The following is an 11,414-nucleotide window of genomic DNA, read 5'->3' as shown; positions in this document are numbered from 1 at the left end:
GTGAGGGCCGGTCTGAAGCCATGCACATCAACGTCGGGCCACCCCAAACGCCTCATCCACCCGTGCCAGATCCTGTTCGCTCAAGGTGCCCGCGTAGTAATGCAATTTGGTCCAGGCCATGAGGTAGTCATAGCGTGCCTGGGCCAAATCACGGCGGGTGGTAAATAGTTGTTGTTCGGCGTTCAGTGCGTCGAGGTTAGTCCGCTCGCCACCGAGAATGCTTTGCTTGGTCGACACCACCAGCGCTTCGGCCGAGGCCAGGGCCTTTTGATAGGCGCGCAGCTTGTTGACCCCGGACAGGCACGCACTGAACTGGCGACGCAATTCGATCAGCGTCTCACGGGTCTTGCCGTCCAGTTCGTATTCGGCCTGTTCCATGGTGCGGCTGGCCTGGCGGGTCGAGGCCGACACGCCGCCGCCGGCATACAACGGCACGCTGACTTCGAAACCGATGGTGTTGGTTTCGTAACGCTGGTTGTAGGTGTTGCCGCTTTCTGATTCGTTTTGGCGCATCGTGGCGTAAGCGCTGACTTTCGGCAGGTGCCCGGCGCGATTGCGCTCGACTTCGTACCGCGCCACTTCCACCGCCTGACGCTGGGACGCGAGGTTCGGGTTGTTGCTGACCGCCAGCTCGTGCCAGGTGTCGTAATTGGCCGGCATCAAGGCGAATGTCTGGAAGTTCTGATCCAGCGGTGCCAGATCACTGATGTCCATCGCCGGCATGCCTACCAATGCGCCCAGCTCCCGTAGCGCGGCGTCCTGCTCGTCGCGGGCCTCGATTTCCTCGGCGGTCGCCAGTTCGTAACGCGACTCGGCTTCGAGGATGTCGGTGCGAGTGCCCTCGCCCTGCTTGAACATGTGCTCGTTCTGCTGGAACTGCTGCTCGTACGCCTTCTTCTTGGCATGCGCGATGTCGATCTGATCCTGGGCAAACAAGGCCTTGGTGTAGTTATCCAGTACGCGAACCAGCAGTTCCTGGCTCTTGCCGCGAAAGTTCTCGTCGGCAAACAGCGATTGGGCCACGCCTTTGCGATACGCCGCGTAGGCTTCGTAGTCGAGCAACGGTTGTTGCAGGGTCAGGCTCGAGCCGTAGCTGCTGTAGTTGCGGTCATCGGTGCGATTGCGCGCGCGTTCGTCGAGGGACGTAGCTTTCGACGAGTTGCGGCCCTTGTTGTAGTTGTAACCCAGTTTCGGCAACAGGCCGGCGCGGCCGATGGCGCGGTTTTCAAGGCCTGCGTCGCGTTCCTTGATCGCGCCGAGGAACACCGGGTCATTGCGCAACGCCTGTTCGTAGATCTCGAACGGCCCCATGGCCGCCATTGCACTGTTGCCCGCGAGCAGCGCGAACGCTGCCGCCAGCATGGAAAGCTTATTCATACAGCCGAACATCCTTATTCTTCGGTCAACGCGGAACCGGCGCGGTCGAGCAGCGGCTTGAACAGGTAGTTGAGGAGTGAACGTTCGCCAGTGCGCACGAACATTTCCGCCGGCATGCCGGGCTTGATTACCAGACCGTTGAGTTTTTCCATGGCCTGATCGCTGACGCTGCTGCGCAACACGTAGTACGGCACACCGGTTTTCTCGTCGACCATCTGGTCAGCGGAAATCAGGCTGACTTCGCCGGGGACCCGTGGCGTCTTGCTCTGATTGAACGCGGTGAACAGGATGTCGACCGGCAGGTGCGTGCCGACCTTGTCGATCAGGTTGATCGGCAGGTGACCTTCGACCTCCAGGCGCGTGCCTTGCGGGACGATTTCCAGCAGGGTTTCGCCCTGACGCACCACGGCGCCTTCGGTGTGTACGCTGAGGTTGACTGCCACGCCGTCGGCGGTGGCGAGGATTTCGCTGTGTTGCAGGTCGAAACCGGCGGAAGTCAGTTGCTCCGACAGCGTGACGCTTTTCAGTTGCGCGTCGGCCAGTTGGGTGCGGACTTCCTTCTGGTATTCCTCACCGTGCTGTTGCAGCTTCAGGCGGGACTCAAGAATGCCCTGCTCGACCCGGCCACTTTCGCCGGTGTTTTCGGCCAGTTGTTGCTGGACCTGCGACAACTGGCGCTGGTATTCCATCAAGCGGTTGCGCGGGATGTAGCCGTTGTCAGCCAGCGGTTGCAGGTTGCTCAACTGTTGTTGCAGCGAGTCAGCCTGCGCGTTGAGGTCAGTACGGGCGCGGCGCATGCCGGCCAGTTGCGCGGTGGCGCCTTCGATGCTGGCGCGCAGGGCGGCTTGCTCGCGGGAGAACGCTTCGCGGCGGCTGCTGAACAATTGCCGCTGGCCTTCCAGCACCAGTGCCAGGCGCGGATCGGCGTTATCGCTCAGCTCGGCCGGAAACGTCACTTGCTTGAGGTTGTCACGCTCGGCCTGCCAGCGCGCCAGACTGGCCCAGGCCATGCGGTATTGCGCCTGCAACGACTGCACGTCGGCGGCGACCTGGGTCTGGTCGAGGCGGAACAGCGGCTGGCCCTGCTTAACAATTTCGCCCTCGCGCACCAGAATCCGGCTGACCACACCGCTGCTCATCGACTGTACGGCCTTGCGCTTGCCCGACACCACCACGGTGCCTTGCACCGGAATGCCTTGATCCAGCGGCGCCAATGCCGCCCAGGTGAAGAAACTGCCAGCACCGACCAGCGCCAGAATCCAGCCCATGCGGGCGAAGAATTTTGCATCGCGCTCCGGGCGTTCGGTGATGTACGCGTGTTCCATCGTCGCTTCGTTTTGCGTGTTCATGCTCGCGCTGCTCATACACCCGAATTCCTTGTCGTCGGCTGATACTGTCGGCTCATGCTGAGCCCGGCCGGTGCTTGCGCAGGTTTTTCATTTTGTTGTGGCTGGTTGCCGGGCTGATTGCCAGACAGCGCCTTGAGCACATCGTGGCTCGGGCCGAAGGCTTGCAGGCGACCGTCGTTGAGCACCAGCAGCTTGTCGGCCTGGGCCAGCACCGAAGAACGGTGCGTCACCAGCACTACGGTGGTGCCTTGGGCCTTGAGCTGCACGATCGCGCTGGACAACGCGGCTTCGCCGACGGTGTCGAGGTTGGAATTCGGCTCGTCCAGCACCACCAGGCTCGGGTTGCCGTACAGCGCACGGGCCAGGGCTACGCGCTGTTTCTGGCCGCCGGACAGACCGCTGCCATCCTCGCCCAGTTGGGTGTCGTAGCCTTGCGGCATACGCAGGATCAGTTCGTGCACGCCGGCCTGTTGCGCGGCGGCCACAACCTTTTGCGGATCGGCTTCACTGAAGCGGGCGATGTTCTCGGCGATGCTGCCGCTGAACAGTTCAATGTCCTGCGGCAGATAGCCGATGTAAGGGCCGAGCTGATCGCGGTTCCAGCGGTGAATGTCGGCGCCGTCCAGACGTACCGTGCCGCCAAGCGCCGGCCATACGCCGACCAGCACCCGCGCCAGGGTCGACTTGCCGGAGCCGGAAGCACCGAGCACGCCGAGCACTTCACCGGCCGCCAGGTTGAAGTTGACCATGTGCAGGGTCGCGGCACGCTGGCCCGGAGGACCGGCGCTGACTTGTTCGAAGGTGATCTGGCCTTTCGGCGCCGGCAGCGCCATGGCGTCATCGCTCGGCGGGAAGGCCTGCAGCAACGCATCGAGGCGACGGTAAGCCAGTTTCGCCCCGCTCCACTGCTTCCACACGGCGATCAACTGGTCGATCGGGCTCAGTACCCGACCCATCAGGATCGAGCCGGCGATCATCATCCCGGCGGTCATATCACCCTTGATCACCAACAGTGCGCCAAGGCCCAGCACCAGCGATTGCAGGCACAGACGCAAGGTTTTGCTCAGCGAGCTGATGACTGCGCCAGTGTCGCTGGCCTGATTCTGCAGGCCAAGAAAGCGCGAATGCACCTGGAACCAACGCTTGCGCAAGGCACCGAGCATGCCCATGGCTTGAATGGTTTCGGCGTTGTGCAGGTGGCTGGTGGCCAACTGGCTGGATTTCTGCGAGTAGCCGGCAGCTTCGCCCAGCGGCTTTTTGGTCATGTATTCGTTCAGGCACGCCAGCGCGATCAGTAGCAGTGCACCCGCCGTGGCCAGCACGCCGAGCCAGACGTTGAACAGGTAAATCACGAACAGGTAGACCGGGAACCACGGCGCATCAAAGAATGCGAACAGCGCAGGCCCGGTGACGAACTGGCGAATGTGGGTCAGGTCGCCGAGAGACTGCCCGGCATTGCCCTCGCCCTTGAACAGATTGCGTTCGAACGCCGCCTGATAGACCCGCAGATTGAAACGGCGCTCGAGCTGGCTGCCGATGCGGATCACGATAAAGCTGCGCACCACTTCCAGCAGACCGATGAAGGCGAAGAAACCGACGACCATCAGCGACAGCATCGCCAGGGTGGTTTCGTTCTGCGAAGACAGCACCCGGTCATAGACCTGGAGCATATATATGGAGGGCACCAGCATCAGCACGTTTATCAATGCGGTAAAACATCCGACGCTGATCAGAATGCTTTTATAGTCACCCAAGGCCTTGAATAAGGGAGCAGTGGCTGGGGCCTTCGCCATCTTCATTGATTCTTCCTGAAATGATTGAACCCGCCCAAAAGTGACGAGCGCTCAATTGTTATTTCGCTTACCTGCGAGAGATGACTTGCAAGTACCCGCTTACATTTTCACAACAACTTTTTCGAAGTCTTATAACAGTCGGGTACTTCTTTATATTCGCTGCGTTATTGCTCGACACGCTTGAGCGTCACGATCAGACCCGACTTCAAAGTACTGGAATAAAGTCCGTCATGTTGTCGGCCGAAAAAAAGAATTCTGGAGCCCTCCTTGCCGGTGATCGAAAGACCGTCCGGATCGGGAAACCAGCCGATGGCGTTTACCTGTAGCCAGGCGCTCAGACAGTCGGCGCCGTGGCCCAGTGTCTGGTTCGGCTCAAGGTCGATCTGGCAGGTGTTGGAAGGTTTGTCTTGCAGTGCCTGCGCTTCGGGAGCGTCATGGGCGGCGGTCAGCGTCGCCCGCCAGTGCCCGGCGAATACCGATGGATCTTCGAGTCTGAGGCTGCTTGCCATGGTTGTTTCTCCAGAAATCATCATCAGCATCGGCATGAAACAGGTGACTGCCATGCGGGAAAAAGGGTTTCGAATCATAGGAAATTTCACTCCGGCGTGTAGCCTTGCGCACGTCGCGAGACGAAGCAAGCGAAGAAAGCGGCGCATCAAGCGCCGCTTTCCCTTGTTACATCACGCCACGATGTCGCTGGTGGCCGCCTGGCCAACGGTGCTGACCTGGAAATCAGCCACGCCGTGCCCGGAGAAGTCCACCGACAACAGGCTGTTGCCGCCCGAGGACGTCAGAACCGCATCACCCGCCGCGCCGGTGAAGGCGCTGACGAAGTGCAGGCCTGCGCCCTTGGTGATACCGGTCAGGTCGATTTTGTCGAGACCGCTGACGAAATCGAGGATCTGATCGATCGCACCCGGTTTGGAGTCAGAGCTGGCCGCGAACACAAAGGTGTCCGAACCTGCGCCGCCCCACAGCTTGTCCGCACCGCCGGCGCCCCAGATGATGTCGTTGCCGGCACCACCCTTGAGCTCGTTGGCCGCGCTGTTGCCGATCAGCAGGTCGTTGCCCGAACCGCCGATCGCGTTCTCGATGGTGACGCCCTTGGCGATGGACACGTTGCCCACCAGGCCGCCAACGTCGGAGAACGAGGCTTCATTGAGGTTGATCTTCTGGTTCTGGGTGAAACCCGAGAAGTCGAAGGTGTCCTTGCCGCCCGCATCCCACACCGAGAACACCAGCTTGTCGGCCGACGACGAGGCGCTGAGGAAATCGCGACCGGCGTTGGAGTTGAAGCCGTAGGTGGTGTCACCGGTACGGGTGGTCAGGTTGGCGCCGTAGAGCTTCTGGATCGCTGCGATGTCATCCATCAGCGGGCCGGAGGAATAAGCTTCCACGCCGCCCTTGCTGAAGTTCTGGCTGGTGTTGCTTTCGCTCCAGTAGCTCATGACGCTGTAGCCGCGGGTGTCTTGCCCGTAGGTCGCGTCATTGTAGGTCGGGTTGCCGTTGCCGGCGTTGTAGTCGCCCGGGTGCGCCAGGCCAAGGGTGTGGCCGATTTCGTGGGTCAGGGTCTGACGACCGTAGTTGTTCAGATCCGGATTTTTGTTTTGCGTGTAGCCACTGTTGATCAGGTACCACGACGTGCCGTCGTAACCGGCGCCAGTGCCTGGCAGATAAGCGAACGCTGCAGCGCCATCCTGGCCACCGCTGTAGTTACCGAAGGTCATGTGGCCATCACCGCCCGAGGCTTTCTCGGTGAAGGTGACGTTGGCCACATCGGCCCAGGATTGCATGGCGAGCACGGCCTGGGCTTTCTGTTGAGCACTGAACTGACTGAACCCGGTGATCCCGTGCTTGTTCATCGTGCTGGACGATGCCGAAGTCAGGAACGTGTAGGTGAGTTCGATCTTGCCGCTGCCATCCTTGTCCTGGTAGGCAGCGCCGTCGCGCAGCAACTGGGTTGCGGCCTGGTCGACGGAAAAAGAGGGTTTGCCATTGACCGTGAGGTTGCCGCCACGATCGTACTGATGGCTGAAGCTATTGATCTGGTTATACGCCGTGCTGGTTGCCGCCAGTGGTTCCGGCGCCGCGCCCAGCTGGAAAGCCTGTTCGGCGGTATCAATAGCGTTAGCTTTTACTTTCGACATAAACACACTTCCTTGTTTAGCAATGGAACAGTTTTTGTCCGATAGCGACAACCTCTGGCGAGATTGTCCTATCACTCGCCCAATGAAGGCGTAAGAAACCTGACACAATTTGAAATCTAACGTCTAGCGTTTTTTTGAGATCAAATTGAATTGTTACGGGAAACTCCCGTAAACAAAGCGCGTGCTGCCGAAAGAAGTTTGTAAGTGTGGTGAGTTTGCCTAATTGTCTGACGATTTCTTATTTAAATATTAAATATCGGTAAGTTGTTTTTTGTTAGCAACGTCTCACTTTGCTGCACTTTATCAGTGCAATGCCAGTGGTTTGATATCAAGTTGATCCAACAGAACATACTCAGGCGAGGGCTGTACCGCCCTCGCCTGTTTTCTTCAGCTGCCAGTACGAATCTTGTTCCACACCCGCGTGCGAATCCGGTCGATATTCAGCGGCATCGCTTCCAGTGCGAACAGCTTGCCCATCATCTCCGGGCTCGGATAAACCTTGGTGTCGTTCTTGATCGCCGGGTCGATCAGGCTGTCGGCCTGTTCGTTGCCATTGGCGTAGTGCACGTAGTTGCTGATGCCGGCCATTACGTCGGGCTGCAGCAGGTAGTTCATGAACGCGTAGCCGGCCTTCTCGTCCGGTGCGTCGGCGGGCATGGCGACCATGTCGAACCAGATGGCGGCGCCTTCCTTGGGAATCTCGTAGCCGATTTCGATGCCGTTCTTCGCTTCCTTGGCGCGGTTTTCCGCCTGCAGGATGTCGCCGGAGAAACCGACCGCCACGCAAATATCGCCATTGGCCAGATCGCTGGTGTACTTCGAGGAATGGAAATAGCTGACATAAGGCCGCACTTTCATCAGCAGCGCTTCAGCTTTCTTGTAGTCCTCGGGATTCTTGCTGTGATGCGGCAGACCCAGGTAGTTGAGCGCCGCCGGCAGCAGTTCCGGGCCGTTGTCGAGGATCGCCACGCCGCATTTCTGCAGTTTTTCCATGTATTCGGGTTTGAAGATCAGATCCCAGGAATCGACCGGCGCGTTGTCACCCAGCACGGCTTTGACCTTGGCGATGTTATAGCCGATGCCGGTGCTGCCCCACAGGTATGGAAAGCCGTGTTCGTTACCCGGATCGTTGGTCTGCAAGGCCTTGAGCAATACCGGGTTGAGGTTCTTCCAGTTCGGCAACTGGCTCTTGTCGAGCTTCTTCAGCGCCCCGCCTTCGATTTGCCGCGCCATGAAGTGGTTGGACGGAAACACCACGTCGTAACCGGATTTACCGGTCATCAACTTGCCGTCGAGAGTTTCGTTGCTGTCGTAGACGTCATAGGTGACGCCAATGCCGCTGGCCTTTTCGAAGTTCTTGGCGGTGTCCGGTGCTATGTAGTCGGACCAGTTGTAAACCTTGACCGTATCCGCCGCCTGAGCGAGGGAGACGGCGAGCATCAAGGGTGCGAGTGCGAGGGTCTTTCGGATCATGGATCGATTCCTGTATTGGCTATTGTTGTTGGCAGGCAATCAAAAGGATCAAAACGTCAGAAAATCAGGACATAGGTCTTGCGCACGGTTTCTTCGATGTCCCAGATCCCGAGCGTGTTGGCCGGCAACATCAGTGCGTCGCCACCTTGTATGTGCAGGGGTTCGCCGCCGTCGTCCGGGGTGAACGTGCAGCGACCGGAAATGAAATGGCAGAACTCCTGAGCGGTGATCTGACGGCGCCAGCGACCGGGGGTGCATTCCCAGACGCCGGTCTCGACGCCGTCGTCGCGCTCGACGCTGGTGGTCGAGGCAATCGCCACCGGCGTGCCGAGCGGCACGGCCACCGGGTTGGATTCTTCCAGCTGCAACGTGGCGGTGTTCTTGAATTGGGTGATGCTCATGGCGTTACCTGTCTGCTAGTAAACAACGATTAGTGCATGAAACCTTCCATGAACCCGGCCACCTGGCTGGCAAGCTTGCGCCGCCAGGGCGCAGTCGCCGGGTTGGCCAGGGTCTGGTCTTCGTGGACGAAGCTTTTGATGATCGCGTTGTAGCCGAGCCAGCGGCACGGTTCCGGCTCCCATGCCCGCAGCGCGTGGATCCCGCCGTCGGGCAGCACCCACGGCTGATGCGTCAGCTCGGTGTCGCGCTCGAGAATCAGATCCGCAAGCGTGCGCCCACCCAGATTGGAAGCGCCGACACCCTCCCCGCCATAGCCGCCGGACAGCGCGATGCCGTTGGCCCGATCACAGAGCATGTGCGGCTTGAAATGCCGGGACATGCCGAGGTTGCCGCCCCAGGCGTGGGTGATCTGGACGTTTTTCAGTTGCGGGAACAGCTCGCCGAACAGATAGCGACGCAGGTCGACTTCATCACGGGTCAGGTCGAAGTTGTGGCGCAACTTGCCGGCGAACTGATAACCGCCACGGGCGCCGAAAATCAGCCGGTTATCGGCACTACGCTGGCCGTAAGTGACCTGACGACTGAATTCGCTGAACGCCTGCCCCCGGCTGAGGCCGATTGCATCCCAGGTCGCGGCGGACAACGGCTCGGTGGCGACGATCAGGCTCTGCACCGGTAATTGATAACGGCCCAGCGGTGGCAGCGTGACGGAATAACCTTCGATGGCCGGGACGATCCAGCGACTGCGCACGCTGGCCTTGTCAGTACGCAGGCTGCCGGCCTGCCAATGGGTTACCGGGCTGTTTTCGTAGATCTTCACCCCCATGCTTTCAACGGTTCGCGCCAGGCCGCGCACCAGTTTCGCCGGGTGAATGGTCGCCACATGTGGCGCGAAGATGCCGCCGTAAGGTTTGGCGATGCGGATCTGCTGCGCCAATTGTTCGGGGCTGAGCCAGCGGTAATCGTCGTCGGTCAGGCCCTGAGCGTGGAGCTTTTTCAGGTAGTCGCGAAGACTGGTTTCCTGCTCGGGATAACGCGCGGCGCAGTACAGCACCCCGCCCTTGCGGTAATCGCAATCGATGCCTTCGCGTTCGAGGACGACTTCTACTTCATCAGGGATGCTGTGCAACAGATCGAACGAAGCGCGGCGTTGTTGTGACGAGAGGCCCGCCAGCAGGCGATCCTCACCCAGCAGATTGCCCATCAACCAGCCGCCATTGCGACCGGACGCGCCAAACCCGGCGGTTTGCGCTTCGATGATGACGATGTTCAGGTTTGGCGCCTGTTGTTTCAGGTAGTACGCCGTCCAAAGCCCGGTGTAACCGGCACCGATGATCGCCACGTCGACGTCCAGATCCTGCGCAAGCGACGGGCGCGCGGTCAGCGGCTCGTCGAGTTGATCCATCCACAAACTGATAGTGCGCCACGCCGGCATGCAAGACTCCGCCAATCCAGGTTTCGATGGCGTCGATCCTAGAGGCAGAACTCAGGGATTGTCTTGCGCGCGTGTCCGCAAAGAAATTTGCTTCGCGTAGGCCTTGGGCGACTGGCCGGTGTGCTGGCGAAAGCAGCTATAGAAAGCCGACAGCGAATTGAAACCGGCAGCGAAGGCCAGTTCATCGATGCGCAACGGCGGCGTGGCGTTGTCCAGCGACTGCAATAGATGTTGCAGACGCGCCTGATTGACGTAGCGGTAGAAGCTTTGCCCCAACACCTGATTCAGCAAATAGGAAATCTGATTGCGGCTGTACCCGCACTCCTTCGCCACCCGCTGCAGGTCGAGCTCGGGGTCGAGATACGGTTGCTGACGCTGGAAATACTGCTGCAGGTCATCGGCCATGAAGCTCAACTGACGCGGCGACAGGCCCAGTCGACTCACCGCCGGACGCTGGCTGCTTGTCGTCGGGCTATCGGCCTGTTCGCGCACCAGCGAAGCATATTCGTTGACCCGCCAGATCTGCCCCTCCTTGACCGTGATCGCTTCGCTGGAGCGAAACGACACCAGCCCGTTGCCGCCGCGCAGCGTCACTTCGTATTGAATGAAGGCGGTGTTGCCGTCGATGCGGATGCGGTCGCAATGCTCCAGCGCTTCGTCGGATTCGCGCGGCATGCTGACCCGCACGTACTCGCGCAGTTCTTCGAGGCCGAGCACGCGATTCTGGAAAAAATCGTTGTACTGGATGTCCGGGTGGTACAGCGCCATCACGCCATCCAGGTCCCGGTGTTTCCAGCACAGGTGATAGCGCATGACCGTTTCGGCCGTGGCCCCGGTCTGTTCCGGGCCGTCATCATCGGCGTGCATAAGGGACTCTTGGAAAAAGAACCGAGCTTGCCCAACTTCTGGCGTTGCATCAACAACCCGACCGTAATGGCACTTTGGCGACGATTGGGTGGATCGTGACTTACATCAAAAGAATCCTCGCAATCGCTAAATGAACTGAAAATTCTCACAGGAATTTCACATTCAGATGCTACTTTTAAAGGCAGTCACCGGTTGAGCCAATGAAGGCTCTTCCCACCTAACATGAGCAAACGGAAGCGCTCGATGAAGAAGGCGGGCAACACATGAACAAAGGGTCAAGCAAAGTCACGTTTCCCAATGCCTGCCAGCTGATGCGCTGGCATTTTCATCCCATGGGTTTCGAGGCGACCATGGATGCGCCGGGCAGTCTGGTCGCGCGCCTGTTCGATCGGGCCAGCGGCGAAACCCTGATCGCGATCGCCGGCATTCCCTGTGCCACGATCATGAATGCAGCGGATGTGGAGCGAATAATCGAGGCCGTCGAGGACGAACTGGAGGCTTTCATTCCTCCGGAATCTCTCAAGAGTTACGCATAACTAGCTGATTTAAAATAAAAAGCCCGCTTTGTGCG

The 11,414-nt window shown here is 59.6% G+C and carries 10 protein-coding genes; 1 reads left to right on the top strand and 9 read right to left on the bottom strand.

Going from position 1 to position 11,414, the window contains the following annotated elements; genetic code table 11:
* Positions 1 to 27 precede the first annotated feature (27 nt).
* The 9 genes from EIY71_RS00820 to EIY71_RS00780 all read right to left on the bottom strand — a co-directional run bounded on the left by EIY71_RS00820 (position 28) and on the right by EIY71_RS00780 (position 10,843).
* On the bottom strand, positions 28 to 1,389 hold the full coding sequence (locus tag EIY71_RS00820) for a TolC family outer membrane protein (RefSeq protein WP_134019935.1): 1,362 nt from the start codon (positions 1,387 to 1,389) through the stop codon (positions 28 to 30).
* A 2-nt stretch (positions 1,390 to 1,391) separates the two neighbouring features.
* Positions 1,392 to 2,741: an HlyD family type I secretion periplasmic adaptor subunit gene (locus EIY71_RS00815; RefSeq protein WP_134019932.1), complete on the bottom strand. Its 1,350-nt coding sequence runs from the start codon at positions 2,739 to 2,741 to the stop codon at positions 1,392 to 1,394.
* Positions 2,738 to 4,525 carry a type I secretion system permease/ATPase gene (locus EIY71_RS00810; protein WP_134019929.1) on the bottom strand — a complete coding sequence of 596 codons (1,788 nt, stop codon included), beginning with the start codon at positions 4,523 to 4,525 and terminating at the stop codon, positions 2,738 to 2,740. Before EIY71_RS00810 ends, EIY71_RS00815 begins: the two co-directional genes overlap by 4 nt.
* A gap of 158 nt (positions 4,526 to 4,683) precedes the next feature.
* Complete coding sequence (locus EIY71_RS00805; protein WP_166673413.1) at positions 4,684 to 5,106, bottom strand: AprI/Inh family metalloprotease inhibitor; 423 nt, start codon at positions 5,104 to 5,106, stop codon at positions 4,684 to 4,686.
* A 93-nt stretch (positions 5,107 to 5,199) separates the two neighbouring features.
* Complete coding sequence (locus EIY71_RS00800) at positions 5,200 to 6,666, bottom strand: serralysin family metalloprotease (protein WP_102716848.1); 1,467 nt, start codon at positions 6,664 to 6,666, stop codon at positions 5,200 to 5,202.
* 387 nt (positions 6,667 to 7,053) lie between these two features.
* Positions 7,054 to 8,139, bottom strand: a complete 1,086-nt coding sequence (locus EIY71_RS00795) for a polyamine ABC transporter substrate-binding protein (protein WP_007954580.1) — start codon at positions 8,137 to 8,139, stop codon at positions 7,054 to 7,056.
* A 56-nt stretch (positions 8,140 to 8,195) separates the two neighbouring features.
* Entirely contained in the window at positions 8,196 to 8,540 is a 345-nt protein-coding gene (locus EIY71_RS00790; RefSeq protein WP_134019923.1) for a cupin domain-containing protein, read from the bottom strand.
* A 29-nt stretch (positions 8,541 to 8,569) separates the two neighbouring features.
* Complete coding sequence (locus tag EIY71_RS00785) at positions 8,570 to 9,976, bottom strand: FAD-binding oxidoreductase (RefSeq protein WP_134019920.1); 1,407 nt, start codon at positions 9,974 to 9,976, stop codon at positions 8,570 to 8,572.
* A gap of 51 nt (positions 9,977 to 10,027) precedes the next feature.
* Entirely contained in the window at positions 10,028 to 10,843 is an 816-nt protein-coding gene (locus tag EIY71_RS00780; RefSeq protein WP_134019917.1) for a helix-turn-helix domain-containing protein, read from the bottom strand.
* A gap of 263 nt (positions 10,844 to 11,106) precedes the next feature.
* Between EIY71_RS00780 and EIY71_RS00775 the strand changes: the two genes are divergently transcribed.
* Complete coding sequence (locus EIY71_RS00775; protein ID WP_134019914.1) at positions 11,107 to 11,379, top strand: DUF1652 domain-containing protein; 273 nt, start codon at positions 11,107 to 11,109, stop codon at positions 11,377 to 11,379.
* Positions 11,380 to 11,414 lie beyond the last annotated feature (35 nt).

It is taken from the genome of Pseudomonas sp. CH235 (assembly GCF_004368175.1).
GTDB lineage: Bacteria > Pseudomonadota > Gammaproteobacteria > Pseudomonadales > Pseudomonadaceae > Aquipseudomonas > Aquipseudomonas paraglycinae.
Note: the sequence above shows the minus strand (reverse complement) of the source record. Positions and strands in the feature narration are given on the sequence as shown.